The organism is Kocuria rhizosphaericola (assembly GCF_044462205.1).
Classification (GTDB): Bacteria; Actinomycetota; Actinomycetes; order Actinomycetales; family Micrococcaceae; genus Kocuria; species Kocuria rhizosphaericola.
On the sequence record NZ_JBISWK010000146.1, the window covers coordinates 15109 to 30193 of the forward strand.

At 72.1% G+C, this 15085-nt stretch carries 12 protein-coding genes; all 12 read left to right on the forward strand.

Annotated features, from left to right (window positions below; translation table 11 throughout):
- Nucleotides 1–21: 21 nt before the first annotated feature.
- Nucleotides 22–528 carry a MarR family winged helix-turn-helix transcriptional regulator gene (locus tag ACH9D2_RS14980; RefSeq protein WP_396363610.1) on the forward strand — a complete coding sequence of 169 codons (507 nt, stop codon included), beginning with the start codon at nt 22–24 and terminating at the stop codon, nt 526–528.
- Nucleotides 525–2264 (forward strand): MDR family MFS transporter, encoded by a 1740-nt coding sequence (locus ACH9D2_RS14985; RefSeq protein ID WP_396363611.1) that lies wholly within the window; start codon nt 525–527, stop codon nt 2262–2264. The genes ACH9D2_RS14980 and ACH9D2_RS14985 overlap by 4 nt, the downstream gene beginning before the upstream one ends.
- Before the next feature lie 86 nt (nt 2265–2350).
- The gene (gene uvrA / locus ACH9D2_RS14990; protein WP_396363621.1) at nt 2351–5314 is read left to right on the forward strand and encodes an excinuclease ABC subunit UvrA; all 2964 of its coding nucleotides are present in this window, start codon (nt 2351–2353) and stop codon (nt 5312–5314) included.
- Entirely contained in the window at nt 5311–6006 is a 696-nt protein-coding gene (locus ACH9D2_RS14995) for an HAD hydrolase-like protein (RefSeq protein ID WP_396363612.1), read from the forward strand. Before uvrA ends, ACH9D2_RS14995 begins: the two co-directional genes overlap by 4 nt.
- A gap of 14 nt (nt 6007–6020) precedes the next feature.
- Complete coding sequence (gene uvrC, locus ACH9D2_RS15000; RefSeq protein WP_396363613.1) at nt 6021–8069, forward strand: excinuclease ABC subunit UvrC; 2049 nt, start codon at nt 6021–6023, stop codon at nt 8067–8069.
- A 166-nt stretch (nt 8070–8235) separates the two neighbouring features.
- Nucleotides 8236–9162, forward strand: coding sequence for an RNase adapter RapZ (gene rapZ, locus ACH9D2_RS15005; protein ID WP_396363614.1), 927 nt, complete (start codon nt 8236–8238; stop codon nt 9160–9162).
- A 31-nt stretch (nt 9163–9193) separates the two neighbouring features.
- Nucleotides 9194–10279 carry a uridine diphosphate-N-acetylglucosamine-binding protein YvcK gene (locus tag ACH9D2_RS15010; RefSeq protein WP_396363615.1) on the forward strand — a complete coding sequence of 362 codons (1086 nt, stop codon included), beginning with the start codon at nt 9194–9196 and terminating at the stop codon, nt 10277–10279.
- A gap of 50 nt (nt 10280–10329) precedes the next feature.
- Entirely contained in the window at nt 10330–11310 is a 981-nt protein-coding gene (gene whiA, locus ACH9D2_RS15015; protein WP_396363616.1) for a DNA-binding protein WhiA, read from the forward strand.
- Nucleotides 11311–11533: 223 nt separating this feature from the next.
- Nucleotides 11534–12538 carry a type I glyceraldehyde-3-phosphate dehydrogenase gene (gene gap, locus ACH9D2_RS15020; protein WP_396363617.1) on the forward strand — a complete coding sequence of 335 codons (1005 nt, stop codon included), beginning with the start codon at nt 11534–11536 and terminating at the stop codon, nt 12536–12538.
- 40 nt (nt 12539–12578) lie between these two features.
- Nucleotides 12579–13802, forward strand: coding sequence for a phosphoglycerate kinase (locus ACH9D2_RS15025; protein WP_396363618.1), 1224 nt, complete (start codon nt 12579–12581; stop codon nt 13800–13802).
- A gap of 124 nt (nt 13803–13926) precedes the next feature.
- Complete coding sequence (tpiA, locus tag ACH9D2_RS15030) at nt 13927–14742, forward strand: triose-phosphate isomerase (RefSeq protein ID WP_396363619.1); 816 nt, start codon at nt 13927–13929, stop codon at nt 14740–14742.
- Between the two features lie 69 nt (nt 14743–14811).
- Nucleotides 14812–15066, forward strand: a complete 255-nt coding sequence (gene secG / locus ACH9D2_RS15035) for a preprotein translocase subunit SecG (RefSeq protein WP_396363620.1) — start codon at nt 14812–14814, stop codon at nt 15064–15066.
- Nucleotides 15067–15085: the final 19 nt, after the last annotated feature.

Consider the following 15085-nt stretch of genomic DNA (forward strand, 5'->3'; position numbering starts at 1 on the left):
CCGATCCCGGAGGAGCCTCTGTTGCCCGTCTCGCACGACACCGCCGTGGAGCTGGTGCGCGACCTGCTCGAGCTCCAGCGCGTCATGAAGCACGTGACCAAGACCGACGCCGGCCGGCGCCGGCTCAACCCCACGGCGATCGCCCTGCTCTACTACCTCGACAGCAACGGACCGCGCCGGGCCACCGTGATGGCCTCGGAGACCGGCCTCGGCCCCTCGGGGCTGAGCCGCCAGCTGGCCGTCCTCGAGGAGGAGGGCCACGTGGAGCGCACCCCCGACCCCGACGACGGGCGTGCGGCGCTCGTCGCCATCACGGAGCGGGGCCGGGAGCAGGTCCGGACCGTGCTGGAGGAGGACGCCCAGCGTCTCGCCGCGCGGCTCGAAGGCTGGGACGAGGCGCAGGCCCGCACCAGCCGCGGAGCCATCAACGAGATCACCACCGTCTTCCTGGACTCCCTCGGCGTGGAGCGCACCACGTCCTGCCGGGACCACTCGGACCGAGAGCACGAGGAGCCATCCGCACGATGACGTCACAGCAACCGACCTCCGCACCGGGCGGGGGGACCGGCGCCTCCCACGAGGACGTGATGCGGGCGCTCACCGGGATCCTCGCGGTGTTCTTCATGGCGATGGTCACCCTCACCATCATCGGCACGGCTCTGCCGGTGATCATGGCCGACCTCGGCGGGGACCAGACCTCGCTGTCCTGGACGGTCACCGGCACCCTGCTCGCCAACGCCGCGACCACCCCCGTCTGGGGCAAGCTCGCCGACCTCTTCGACAAGAAGAAGCTGCTGCAGCTGTCCATCGTGATCTTCGTGCTCGGCTCCGCCATGGCCGGGCTGGCCCCGACCATCGAGTTCCTCATCCTGGCCCGCGTGGTCCAGGGCGTGGCCATGGGCGGGATCATGGCCCTGGCCATGACCATCATGGGCACGATCATCCCGCCCCGCGAGCGCGGCCGCTACGCCGGGTACATGGGCGCCGTGATGGCCGTGGCCACCTCCGCCGGCCCCCTGCTCGGCGGGCTGATCGTGGACCTCTTCGGCTGGCGCTGGGTGTTCCTCATCCCCGCCCCGCTGGCGGTCCTGGCGGCCGTGCTCGTGCACCGCACCCTGCGCATCCCGCCGCAGGCACCCCGGAAGGTGAGCATCGACTGGCTCGGCATCGCGCTGCTGGTCGTCTCCGCCTCCGCGCTGCTGCTGTGGGTGTCCCTGGCCGGCCAGCCGGGCATGTTCGAGTGGATCTCGCCGACCTCGGCGGCACTCGTCGCCACCGCGCTCGTGGGCACCGTGCTGTTCGTGCTCGTGGAGCAGCGCGCCGCCGAGCCGGTCCTGCCCATCCGGGTGGTCACCCAGCGCACCACCGCGCTGGCCATCCTCGCGGCCATCGCCACCGGCGGAGCCATGTTCGCCTCGACCACCTACCTGGGCCAGTACTTCCAGCTGGGTCAGGGCTTCAGCCCGACGATGGCCGGGATGCTCATGCTCCCGCAGGTCTTCGGCTCCCTCGTGGGCGCCACGGTCGCCGGGCAGCTGATCACCCGCTACGGGCGGTGGAAGATCATCCTGGTGGTCGCCGCCGTGCTCATGTCCACGGGTCTGTTCCTCGCCGCGACGCTCACGCACGACACCGCGCTGTGGGCCGTGAGCATCTTCCTCTTCCTCGTGGGTCTGGGCATCGGCGCGCTGAACCAGAACCTGGTCCTGGCCGTGCAGAACACCGTGGGTCTCAAGGACATGGGCGCGGCGTCCTCGTCGGTCGCCTTCTTCCGCACCATGGGCGGGGCCGTGGCGGTCGCCGTCTTCGGCGCCCTCATGAGCTCCCACCTCGCCGGGCAGCTGGCCGAGACCACCCGGGCCCGCGGCGGGGACCCCGCCGCCGTGGACAGCACCACCATGGACCTGGAGTCGCTGCCCGCGTCCGTCGAGGGCGTGGTCCGCGAGGCCTACGGCACGGGCACCGGCCTCGTCTTCCTGGTCGCCGCCATCGCGTCCCTGGTGACGCTGCTCGCGGTGCTCCTCATCAAGGAGGTCCCGCTGCGCCGCACCGTGGACATCGTCGAGGTGGACCCCGCCACGGGCCGGCTCAAGGTCGTCACCCGCACCGTCGACGCCCGCGAGGTCCGGCGCCGGCAGCAGGAAGGGGCGACCCATCCGCGCGCGGACGGCGCCACGGGCGCCCCGGACGGCTCCTCCACCGGAGGGGCCGCGGGGGCGCGCGTCCGCGAGGACACCGCCACCGGCCCCATGGACCGGGTGTGAAGCCGCCCACGGAGCCGGCCGCGATGTCCGGGCCCGGTACTAGAGTGGAGGGCGTGTCTGAGCCGATCCCCACGTCCACCCTGGTCATGAGTCCGTCGACCGAGCCCTCCGAAGCCCTCGACGGGCCCGTGACCGCCACCGGCGCGCGGACCGCCCGCAGGTCCGACCTCACCGAGATCGTGGTGCAGGGCGCGCGCGAGCACAACCTCGACAACGTCTCGCTGACCGTGCCGCGGGACGCCATGGTCGTCTTCACGGGGCTGTCCGGCTCCGGGAAGTCGTCGCTGGCGTTCGACACGATCTTCGCCGAGGGCCAGCGCCGCTACGTCGAGTCCCTGTCCTCCTACGCCCGGATGTTCCTGGGCCGGGTGGACAAGCCGGACGTCGACTTCATCGAGGGCCTGTCCCCGGCGGTGTCCATCGACCAGAAGTCCACCTCCCGCAACCCGCGCTCCACCGTGGGCACGATCACCGAGATCTACGACTACATGCGCCTGCTGTGGGCGCGCGTCGGCCACCCGCACTGCCCCGAGTGCGGCGAGGCGATCGAGAAGCAGACCCCGCAGCAGATCGTGGACCAGCTCCTCGAGATGCCGGAGAAGACCCGCTTCCAGGTGCTCGCCCCCGTGGTGCGCGAGCGCAAGGGCGAGTTCGTGGACCTCTTCCAGGAGCTCACCGCGAAGGGCTTCTCCCGCGCCACCGTGGACGGCGAGACGGTCCAGCTCTCGGACCCGCCCAAGCTCAAGAAGCAGTACAAGCACACCATCGAGGTGGTCGTGGACCGGCTCGTGGTCAAGGAGGGCATCCGCCAGCGCCTGACCGACTCCGTGGAGACGGCGCTGGGCCTCGCCGAGGGCCGCGTCGTCGTCGAGCTCGTGCCCCGCACGGACGAGGAGATCGCCCACCCGCTGGAGCTGCGCCGCCCGTTCTCCGAGAACCTCGCGTGCCCCAACGAGCACCCCCTGCAGGCCGACGAGATCGAGCCCCGGTCCTTCTCCTTCAACGCCCCGTTCGGCGCCTGCCCCGAGTGCGACGGTCTCGGCGCCCGGCTCGAGGTCGACGAGGAGCTGGTGGTCCCCAACCCGGACCTCTCCCTCGTGGAGGGCGCGATCGCCCCGTGGTCGCTCGGCAAGGCCACCAGCGAGTACTGGAACCGCCTGCTCGCCGGGCTGGGCCAGGAGCTCGGCTTCGACCTCGTCACCCCGTGGGGCAAGCTGCCGGCCAAGGCGCGCAAGGCGATCCTCGAGGGCAAGGACTACCAGGTCACCGTCGCCTACCGGAACCGGTTCGGCCGGGAGCGCCGCTACACCCAGGGCTTCGAGGGCGTGATCGGCTACATCAAGCGCAAGCACGCCGAGACGGAGTCGGACAACGCCAAGGACCGCTACGAGCAGTACATGCGCCAGGTGGCCTGCCCGGCCTGCGACGGCGCCCGGCTGAACCCGACCATGCTCGCCGTGACCGTGGGCGGGAAGAACATCGCCGAGACCACCCGCATGCCCATGCGCGAGGCGCACGCCTTCTTCCGCGACCTGGAGCTCAGCACCCGCGAGACGAGGATCGGCGAGCAGGTGCTCAAGGAGATCCAGGCCCGTCTGACGTTCCTCGTGGACGTGGGCCTGGACTACCTCAACCTCGAGCGCGCGGCCGCGACGCTGTCCGGCGGCGAGGCCCAGCGCATCCGCCTGGCCACCCAGATCGGGGCCGGGCTCGTGGGCGTGCTCTACGTGCTGGACGAGCCGTCGATCGGCCTGCACCAGCGGGACAACCGCCGGCTCATCGGGACCCTCACCAAGCTGCGGGACATGGGCAACACCCTGATCGTGGTCGAGCACGACGAGGACACCATCCGCGAGGCCGACTGGATCGTGGACGTCGGCCCCGGCGCCGGCGAGCGCGGCGGGCGCGTGGTGCACTCCGGGACCTACGAGGAGCTGCTCGCCAACGAGGGGTCCATCACGGCGGACTACCTCTCCGGCCGCCGGGCCATCCGGGTGCCCGCGCAGCGGCGGGCGATCGACCGCAAGCGGATGCTCAAGGTCGTGGGCGCGCGGGAGAACAACCTGCGCGGCATCGACGTCTCCTTCCCGCTGGGGGTGCTGACCGCGGTGACCGGGGTGTCCGGCTCCGGGAAGTCCACGCTGGTCAACGACATCCTCTACACGGCGCTGGCCAACAAGCTCAACGGGGCCAAGCAGGTCCCCGGCCGGCACAAGCGGATCGACGGCGTGGACCTCCTGGACAAGGTGGTGCACGTGGACCAGAGTCCGATCGGCCGGACCCCGCGCTCCAACCCCGCCACGTACACGGGGGTGTTCGACCACATCCGCAAGCTCTTCGCCGAGACCCCGGAGGCGAAAGTGCGCGGCTACCAGGCCGGCCGGTTCTCCTTCAACGTCAAGGGCGGGCGCTGCGAGGCGTGCTCGGGCGACGGCACGATCAAGATCGAGATGAACTTCCTGCCGGACGTCTACGTCCCGTGCGAGGTGTGCAAGGGGGCCCGGTACAACCGGGAGACCCTCGAGGTGCACTACAAGGGGAAGACCATCGCCGAGGTGCTGGAGATGCCCATCGAGGAGGCCGCCGAGTTCTTCCGGGCGTTCGGCCCGATCGCCCGGCACCTGAACACCCTCGTGGACGTCGGCCTGGGCTACGTGCGGCTGGGCCAGCCGGCCACGACCCTGTCCGGCGGCGAGGCCCAGCGCGTGAAGCTGGGCGCCGAGCTGCAGAAGCGCTCCAACGGCCGCTCCATCTACGTGCTGGACGAGCCCACGACCGGCCTGCACTTCGAGGACATCCGCAAGCTGCTGCTCGTCCTGCAGGGGCTCGTGGACAAGGGCAACACCGTGATGACGATCGAGCACAACCTGGACGTCATCAAGTCCGCCGACTGGATCGTGGACCTCGGCCCGGACGGCGGCTCGGGCGGCGGCCAGGTCGTGGCCGAGGGCACCCCGGAGCAGGTGGCCCGGAACACGGACAGCCACACCGGCCGGTTCCTCGCCGAGGTGCTCGGCGGGCGCCCCGCCGCCGTGGGGGCCGCCCGATGACCGCCCCCGTGGTGCTCTGGGACCTCGACGGCACCCTCCTCGACCCGGCCGGGGCGATCACCGGCGGCATCGCCCGCGCCCTGGCCGAGCACGGCCACGCCGTGCCCGAGGACCTGCGCCGCTTCGTGGGCCCGCCCGTGGGCTTCTCACTGCGGGCCTTCACCGACGTCCCGGAGGACGGGATCCCGGCGGTGGTGGCGTCCTACCGGGCCCGCTACCGCACCGAGGGGCTCGCGCAGACCCGGATCTACCCGGGGGTGGAGGAGCTCCTGGAGCGCCTGCACGGCGTCGGGGTGCGGATGGCCGTGGCCACGCAGAAGCCCGAGCCCACGGCCGAGCTCGCCGTCGAACGGTTCGGGCTGGGCCGGTGGTTCGAGACCGTCTCAGGGGCCGCCGACGACGCCGCGACCGCCCCGCGCGACGGACTCGCCCACGACAAGCCCGCGATCATCGGCGAGGCCCTGCGCCGGCTCGGCGTGGACTCTCCGGACCCCGCGCGCACGGTGATGATCGGGGACCGCCGCTACGACGCCGAGGGCGCGCTCGCCCACGGGATCGACTGCCTGGGCGTCGCGTGGGGCTTCGCCGCCGAGGACGAGCTGGGCACCGGCTTCGCCGCCGTGGCCCAGGACGCCGCCGAGCTCGGGGAGCTGCTGGCCCGGTACACCGCCACGGCCCCGGCCGGCCGCTGAGGGGGGACCGGACCGTGGCCGATCCGGAGAGCTACCGCCCCGCCCGCCAGGACATCCCGACGGCCCCGGGGGTCTACCGCTTCCGGGACGAGTACGGGCGAGTGGTCTACGTGGGCAAGGCCAAGAACCTGCGCAACCGGCTGAGCTCCTACTTCGCGCCCCCGCACGCCCTGAGCCCCAAGACCCGTGCCATGGTCACCACCGCGGCCGGCGTCGAGTGGACCGTGGTGGGCAGCGAGCTGGAGTCCCTCCAGCTCGAGTACACGTGGATCAAGGAGTTCAAGCCCCGGTTCAACATCGCCTACCGGGACGACAAGTCCTACCCCTACCTCGCGGTGACGATGTCCGAGTCCGTGCCCCGGGCCCAGGTGGTGCGGGGGGAGAAGAAGAAGGGCAACCGGTACTTCGGGCCCTACTCCCAGGCCTGGGCGATCCGCGAGACCCTCGACGCCCTGCTGCGCGTCTTCCCCGTCCGCACGTGCTCCAAGGGCGTCTACCGGCGCGCCGAGCAGTCCGGGCGCCCGTGCCTGCTGGGCTACATCGACAAGTGCTCCGCCCCCTGTGTCGGGCGGATCTCCGAGGAGGACCACTACGCCCTCGCGGAGGACCTGTGCCGGTTCATGGCCGGGCACGCGACCCCGTTCATCAAGGAGCTGCAGCGGCAGATGCAGGAGGCCGCCACGGCCATGGACTTCGAGACCGCCGCCGCGCGCCGGGACGACATCGCCGCCCTGGAGAAGGCCTTCGAGCGCAACGCCGTGGTGCTCTCCGACAGCACCGACGCCGACTTCTTCGCGCTCGCCGAGGACGAGCTCGAGGCCGCCGTGCAGGTCTTCCACGTCCGGGGCGGGCGGATCCGCGGCCAGCGCGGCTGGGTCACGGAGAAGGTCGAGGAGGCCGACGGCGGACGGCTGCTCGAGCAGCTGCTCGAGCAGGTCTACGGCGACACCGCCACGGACGCCGCCGAGAGCGCCCAGGCCGCCGCGCCCCCGTCCCCGGGCGGGTCCAAGCACCGGCCCTCCGCGGAGCTCGCCTACCGGGAGGACGCGATCCCGCGCACCGTGCTGCTCTCCGAGCCCGCCGACAGCACCGACCGGCTCGAGGAGTGGCTCTCGGGCCTGCGCGGATCCCGGGTCTCGATCGCCGTCCCGCAGCGCGGGGAGAAGGCGCACCTGATGGAGACGGTGCAGGAGAACGCCCGGCAGGCCCTGAAGCTGCACAAGTCCCGGCGGGCGGGCGACATCACCACCCGTTCCGCGTCCCTGCAGGAGCTGCAGGAGGCCCTGGACATCCCCGTGCCGCTGATGCGCATCGAGTGCTACGACATCTCGCACGTGCAGGGGACCAACGTCGTCGCCTCCATGGTGGTCTTCGAGGACGGACTGCCCCGGAAGGCGGACTACCGGAAGTTCTCGGTCACGGGCGAGGCCGCGCGGGACGACACCGCGTCCATGTACGACGTCATCTCCCGGCGCTTCCGCCGGCACCTCGAGGAGCAGGCCGAGCGGGCGGCCGCCGGGCCGCGCACCGGGCAGGTGGAGGCCGGGGCGGAGGCCCCCGAGCGGGCGCGGTTCGCCTATCCGCCCAGTCTCGTGGTGGTCGACGGCGGACCCCCGCAGGTCGCCGCGGCCGCCCGGGCGCTGCGCGACCTCGGGATCGACGACGTCCACGTGGTCGGCCTGGCCAAACGGCTCGAGGAGGTCTGGGTGCCGGACGACGAGTTCCCCGTGATCCTGCCACGCGCGAGCCAGGGCCTGTACCTGCTCCAGCGGATCCGCGACGAGGCCCACCGTTTCGCCATCACCTTCCACCGCAAGAAGCGCTCCTCCGCCATGACGGTCTCCGTGCTCGACGAGCTGCCCGGGGTGGGCCCCGCCAAGCAGAAGGCGCTGCTGAAGCACTTCGGCTCCGTCAAGAAGCTCCGGGCGGCCCGCGTGGAGGAGATCGAGCAGGTCCCCGGGTTCGGGCGGACGCTGGCCGAGAAGGTGGCCGCCGCGCTGCAGACCTCCGACGTCGATGCCGCCCCGGCCGTCAACATGACCACCGGCGAGGTCCTTTCCTGAGCGCGGGGCCGCGGCCCGGCGCGCGGCCGCACGCCGCGGACTTCGTTAGGCTGGGGCGGGACCGCCGCGAGGACCCGGTCGCGATCGGCGCACCGGGTGCGGCGGAAGCGGCACAGCAGGCGCGGAACACCAGGCGCAGGGCAGGACGACGGGAGACGGAGCGGACATGAGCGAGCACACCGCCGGAGCGGACGTCGGGACTGCCGGCGGGACCGACCACGCGAAGCCGACGAGCTCGGAGCTGCTCGTCGTCACGGGCATGTCCGGGGCCGGGCGCAGCACGGCCGCCAACGCCCTCGAGGACCTCGGCTGGTACGTGGTCGACAACCTGCCCCCGCAGATGCTGCACACCCTCGCCGACCTCGTCTCCCGGACCCCGCAGGCCCTGCCCAAGCTGGCGGTCGTCATCGACGTGCGCGGCAAGGCGCTGTTCAACGACATGAAGGAGACGCTGGCCGCCCTCGAGGCGTCCGACGTCGACTTCTCGGTGCTCTTCCTCGACGCCGCCGACGACGTCCTGGTCTCGCGCTACGAGCACCAGCGCCGGCCCCACCCGCTGCAGGCCGGCGGGCGGATCCTCGACGGCATCCGCGCCGAGCGCGCCCTGCTGACGGACCTGCGGGAGTCGGCCGACGTGGTCCTGGACACCTCCGGCTTCAACGTGCACGCGCTGTCCCGGGCCGTGGCCGACCTGTTCTCCACGAACGGGCCCGTGGTCCTGCGCCTGACCGTGCTCAGCTTCGGCTTCAAGTACGGGGTCCCCGCCGACGCGAACTACGTGGCCGACGTCCGGTTCATCCCCAACCCGCACTGGGTCCCGTCGCTGCGTCCCCGCACCGGCAAGGACGACGAGGTCCGGGACTACGTCTTCCAGGACGAGGGCCCCCGGCAGTTCGTGGACCGGTTCGTCGCCATGCTCGAACCCGTCTTCGCGGGGTACCGTACGGAGAACAAGCACTACGCCACCGTCGCGATCGGCTGCACGGGCGGGAAGCACCGCTCCGTGGCCGTGAGCGAGGAGGTGGCTCGCAGGCTCGCCAAGCTGCCGCTCGTGACCGTCAACATCCAGCACCGGGACATGGGCCGGGAGTGACCGGCTCGCCCTCACCCGCATTGGACCCCCGATGACCCTTCCTCCCACCGGCGCCTTCCCCCGGCTGCCCCTCAGCAGCGGCGCCGACGTCGACCCGCACCACTCCCCGGACCCCTCCGCCCGGCGCCCCGGCGGCGGCAGCCCGTCCGTGACCGCCCTCGGCGGCGGGCACGGGCTCTCGGCCAACCTCGCCGCCCTGCGCCGGATCACCCCCCTGCTGACGGCGGTCGTGACGGTGGCCGACGACGGCGGCTCCTCCGGCCGGCTGCGCGACGAACTCGGCGTCCTGCCCCCCGGGGACCTGCGGATGGCGCTCGCCGCGCTGTGCGACGACTCCGAGTGGGGCCGGACGTGGCGCGACGTCATGCAGCACCGGTTCAGCTCCTCGGAGGGCCGCTCCACGACCCTCGACAACCACGCGCTGGGGAACCTGCTCATCGTCACCCTGTGGGAGCTGCTGGGGGACCCGGTGGCCGGGCTGGAGTGGGCGGGAGCCCTCCTGGGCGCCCGCGGCAGGGTGCTGCCGATGTCCACGGAGCCGCTGATCATCGCCGGCGACGTCCCGGACGCCCCGCTCGCGGGCGCCTGCCGCGCCCCGGAGGACCCGCGGGCGCCCGGCGCGGTGCGGACCATCACCGGGCAGGCGGTCCTGGCCAAGCAGGCCGACGTGTGCAACGTCCGGCTCGTGCCCCCCGACGCCCCGGCGTGCCCCCAGGCGGTCGAGGCGGTCGGGCTCGCCGACTGGGTGATCATGGGGCCGGGCTCCTGGCACACCTCCGTGCTCCCGCACCTGCTGCTGCCCGAGCTGCGCGAGGCGATCTGCGGGTCCCGGGCGCGCCGCTGCGTCACCCTGAACCTCTCGCCGGACACCGAGACGCGCGGCAAGACGGCCGCCGACCACCTGCGGGTCCTGCACGCCTACTGCCCCGAGCTGACCCTGGACGTCGTCCTCGCCGACCCCTCGGCCACCGAGGACGGCGCCGACCTCGAGGAGGTCGCCCGCGGCCTGGGCGCCGAAGTCTTCTACGCCGACGTCCGGGCCCACCCCGGCACCGCCGTGCACAACACGCTCCGGCTCGCGGCCGCCTACCAGGAGATCTTCGAGCGCCACCGCTGAGCCCTCCCCACATCCCTCCCACCCCCAGACATCCCCAGGAAAGGAACCGCGTGGCCCTGACGTCATCGGTCAAGGAAGAACTGTCCCGCCTCGAGATCAAGAGGTCCTCGGAACGGCGCGCGGAGCTCTCCGCCCTGCTGCGCTTCGCGGGCGGGCTCCACATCGTCTCGGGACGCATCGTCGTCGAGGCGGAGGTGGACCTCGGCGCCACGGCGCGGCGGGTGCGCCGCGCCGTCCACGAGGTCTTCGGCCACGACAGCGAGATCGTGGTCGTCTCCGGCGGGGGACTGCGGCGCGGCAGCTCCTACGTGGTGCGCGTCGTCGAGGACGGCGAGGCCCTCGCCCGCCAGACGGGCCTGCTCGACTCCCGCGGGCGCCCCGTGCGCGGGCTGCCGCCCGCCGTGGTCAACGGTGCCGTGGCCGACGCCGAGGCGGTGCTGCGCGGCGCCTTCCTCGCCCACGGATCCCTCACGGAGCCCGGCCGCTCCGCGGCGATGGAGTTCACCTGCCCCGGCCCCGAGGCCGCGCTCGCCCTCGTGGGCGCGGCCCGCCGGCTCGGCGTCCTCGCGAAGGCCCGCGAGGTGCGCGGAGTGGACCGCGTGGTCGTGCGGGACGGGGACGCGATCGCCGCGCTGCTCACCCGGATGGGTGCCCACCAGACGCTCCTGCAGTGGGAGGACCGGCGGATGCGCAAGGAGGTGCGCGCCACGGCCAACCGCCTCGCCAACTTCGACGACGCCAACCTCCGACGCTCCGCCCAGGCCGCCGTGGCCGCGGGGGCCCGGGTCGAGCGCGCCCTGGAGATCCTCGGCGACGAGGTCCCGGAGCACCTGCGACAGGCGGGGGAGCTGCGGCTGTCCAACAAGCAGGCCAGCCTCGACGAGCTCGGCCGGCTCGCGGACCCCCCGCTCACCAAGGACGCGGTGGCGGGCCGGATCCGCCGGCTGCTGGCCATGGCGGACCGCCGGGCCGAGGAGCTGAACCTCCCCGGCACCGACGCCGGGGTCGCCGCGGACGCGCTGCCCTCCTGAGCGCGGCTCCGGGCGGCCGGCACGGCGGCTGCGCAAGCCGCGCCGGAGACCCCACGGGCCGGTCCGTGGGTTTCCGGTGGTCCGTGTCCTCCGATGTTGTTTTGTGTGGGTTTTGCGATGAATTCGAGGCAAATCTTTCATGACCCCAAGACATCCCAGGGATAACCACGTAGAATGGAGCCTGGTTCAACGATCCAGATCCCGACCAACACAGGAGAAACCCGTGACCATTCGAGTGGGCATCAACGGCTTCGGACGCATCGGACGCAACTTCCTCCGCGCGGCGCGCGAGCAGGGCGAGAACATCGAGGTCGTGGCCGTCAACGACCTCACGGACCCGGAGGCCCTGGTCCACCTGTTCAAGTACGACTCCATCATGGGCCGGTTCCCCGGCGAGGTGACCCTCGACGGCGACACCATGAAGGTCGACGGCCACGAGGTCAAGTTCCTCGCCGAGCCCGACCCCGCCAAGCTGCCCTGGGGCGAGCTCGGCGTGGACGTCGTCGTCGAGTCGACCGGCCGCTTCACCAACGGCTCCAAGGCCAAGGCCCACCTGGACGGCGGCGCCAAGAAGGTCGTCCTGTCCGCCCCCGGCAAGGAGATCGACGGCACGTTCGTGCCCGGCGTCAACCTCGACACCTACGACGCCGCGTCGATGAACATCGTCTCCGCGGCCTCCTGCACCACCAACTGCCTCGCCCCCATGGCGAAGGTCCTCAATGACGCGTTCGGCATCGAGCGCGGTCTGATGACCACCATCCACGCCTACACCGCGGACCAGAACCTGCAGGACGGCCCGCACAGCGACCTGCGCCGGGCCCGTGCCGCGGCCCTCAACATGGTGCCGACCACCACCGGTGCCGCCGCCGCCGTGGGCCTCGTCCTGCCCGAGCTCAAGGGCAAGCTGGACGGCTTCGCCGTGCGCGTCCCCGTGCCCACCGGCTCCGTCGTGGACCTCACCTTCGACGCGCAGAAGGAGGTCACCGTCGAGTCGGTCAACGCCGCCATGAAGGAGGCCGCCGAGGGCCCCATGCAGGGCATCGTCAAGTACAACGAGGACCCCATCGTCTCCTCCGACATCCAGGGCGACAGCATCTCCACGATCTTCGACGCCCCGCTGACGAAGGTCATCGGCAACCAGGTCAAGGTCATCGCCTGGTACGACAACGAGTGGGGCTACACCTCCCGCCTCGTCAACGTCGTCTCCCACGTCGGCGGGCAGCTCTGAGGCTCCGGTCCCGCACCGGCGTCGGGGTAGGGTGAGTGACATGGCTCATGCACTTGACGAACTGATCGCCGACGGCGTCGCCGGGCGCCGCGTCCTGGTCCGCTCCGACCTGAACGTCCCCCTGGACGGCTCCACCGTGACCGACGACGGACGGGTCCGCGCGTCCCTGCCGGTCCTGGAGAAGCTGGCCGGCGCCGGGGCCCGCGTCATCGTGATGGCGCACCTCGGCCGTCCCAAGGGGCAGGTCGACCCGAAGTACTCGATCGCCCCCGCCGCGCGGAAGCTGGCCGAGCTGGCCGACTTCCCCGTGGTGGTCGCCTCCGACGTCGTCGGGGAGGACGCCAGGGCCAAGGCCGAGGCCCTCTCCGACGGCGAGGTGCTCGTGATCGAGAACGTGCGCTTCGACCCCCGCGAGACCTCGAAGGACGACGCCGAGCGCGGCGCCTTCGCGGACGAGCTCGCCGCCCTGACAGGCGGGAACGGGGCCTACGTGGACGACGCCTTCGGCGCGGTGCACCGCAAGCACGCCTCCGTGTTCGACATCGCCCACCGGCTCCCGGCCTACCTGGGCGACCTCGTCAAGCGCGAGCTCGACGTGCTCACCAAGGTGGTCTCCGCCCCCGAGCGGCCCTTCGTGGTGGTCATGGGCGGGTCCAAGGTCTCCGACAAGCTCGCCGTGATCGAGAACCTCATCGGCAAGGCCGACTCGCTGCTCATCGGAGGCGGCATGGTCTTCACGTTCCTCGCCGCCCAGGGGCACTCCGTGGGCGGGTCGCTGCTGGAGCAGGACCAGATCGGGACCGTCAAGGACTACCTCGAGAAGGCCGCCGCGGCCGGCACCGAGATCGTCCTGCCCGTGGACGTCGTCTACGCCGCGGAGTTCGCCGCGGACGCCGCCCACGAGGTCCGCCCGGTCGACGCCATCGAGGACGGCGAGATCGGCTCCTCCGGCCTCGGCCTGGACATCGGCCCCGAGTCCGCGAAGCTGTTCGCCGAGCGGATCCGCGGCGCGAAGACCGTGTTCTGGAACGGGCCCGCGGGCGTGTTCGAGATGGAGGCCTTCGCCGGCGGCACCCGGGCCGTGGCCGAGGCCGTCGTCGCCTCCGACGCGATGAGCGTCATCGGCGGCGGCGACTCCGCCTCGGCCGTGCGCAACCTCGGGTTCTCCGACGACCAGTTCGGGCACATCTCCACCGGCGGCGGCGCCTCCCTCGAGTTCATCGAGGGCAAGGAGCTCCCCGGGGTCGTGGCCCTGGGCGCCTGACCTGCACGCTCCACCACCGCTTCAGGGCGCCCCGGGGCCGCACGGCCCGGGGCGCCCTCCCGCCCAGCGCACCACTGCCGATACGCACGACGAGCGGCGCCCCCGCCGCGGACAGGAGTCCCCGATGACCTCCCAGACCAACGGACAGTTCGACCGCACGCCGCTGATCGCCGGCAACTGGAAGATGAACATGGACCACGCCCAGGCCATCACCCTGCTGCAGAAGCTCGCGTGGACCCTGGACGACGCCAAGCACGACTACTCCCGCGCCGAGGTGGCAGTCTTCCCGCCGTTCACCGACCTCCGCTCGGTCCAGAGCCTCGTGGACGGCGACGACCTGCGCGTCGTCTACGGCGCTCAGGACCTCTCCGACCAGGACTCCGGCGCCTACACCGGCGACATCTCCGGGCAGTTCCTGGCCAAGCTCGGCTGCACCTACGTGCTCGTGGGCCACTCCGAGCGCCGCACCATCCACGGCGAGTCCGACGAGCTGTGCAACGCCAAGATCGCCGCCGCCCACCGGCACGGCCTGGTCCCGGTGCTGTGCGTCGGCGAGGGCCTCGAGGTCCGGCAGGCCGGTGAGCACGTCGCCTTCACCCTCGAGCAGCTGCGCGGCTCCATCGCCGGCCTCGAGGCGGACCGGGTGGCCGAGCTCGTGGTGGCCTACGAGCCCGTCTGGGCGATCGGCACCGGCGAGGTCGCCGGCCCCGACGACGCCCAGGAGATGGCAGCCGCCATCCGCGCCGAGCTGGCCGGGCTCTACGACGTCGAGACCGCGGCGAAGACCCGCGTCCTCTACGGCGGTTCCGCGAAGGCCGCCAACGCGGGGTCGATCCTCAAGGGCAAGGACGTGGACGGCGTCCTCGTGGGCGGCGCCAGCCTCGACGCCGAGGAGTTTGCTAGCATTGCCAGGTTCGAGCAGCACCTCGTGACTGACTGATCACGACCCCCTGACCGTCCGCGCCGTCGGGGCGCGGCTGCTCGACGGACACCCCGAGGGAAGGCCCCAGTGGATATTCTGCAGAACGTGCTCCTGGCGATCATCGTGGTCACGAGCCTCCTGGCCGTCCTGCTCGTGCTCCTCAACAAGGGCAAGGGCGGAGGCCTCTCCGACATGTTCGGCGGCGGCATGACCCAGTCCCTCAACACCTCCGGCGTGGCGCAGAAGAACCTGGTCCGCCTGACCACGGCCACGGCCGTGGTGTGGGCGCTGTCGATCGCGGCCTACGCGCTGACCATGCGCTTCGCCGAAGTGGCCGTCTGAGCCGACGCACCGTCGAACG

Bases quoted from the DNA above. Each gene is read 5' to 3' on its own strand.
- ACH9D2_RS14985 (WP_396363611.1), top strand. From the start codon at position 525: ATGACGTCACAGCAACCGACCTCCGCACCGGGCGGGGGGACCGGCGCC.
- uvrA (WP_396363621.1), top strand. From the start codon at position 2,351: ATGAGTCCGTCGACCGAGCCCTCCGAAGCCCTCGACGGGCCCGTGACC.
- ACH9D2_RS14995 (WP_396363612.1), top strand. From the start codon at position 5,311: ATGACCGCCCCCGTGGTGCTCTGGGACCTCGACGGCACCCTCCTCGAC.
- rapZ (WP_396363614.1), top strand. From the start codon at position 8,236: ATGAGCGAGCACACCGCCGGAGCGGACGTCGGGACTGCCGGCGGGACC.
- ACH9D2_RS15010 (WP_396363615.1), top strand. From the start codon at position 9,194: ATGACCCTTCCTCCCACCGGCGCCTTCCCCCGGCTGCCCCTCAGCAGC.
- ACH9D2_RS15025 (WP_396363618.1), top strand. From the start codon at position 12,579: ATGGCTCATGCACTTGACGAACTGATCGCCGACGGCGTCGCCGGGCGC.
- tpiA (WP_396363619.1), top strand. From the start codon at position 13,927: ATGACCTCCCAGACCAACGGACAGTTCGACCGCACGCCGCTGATCGCC.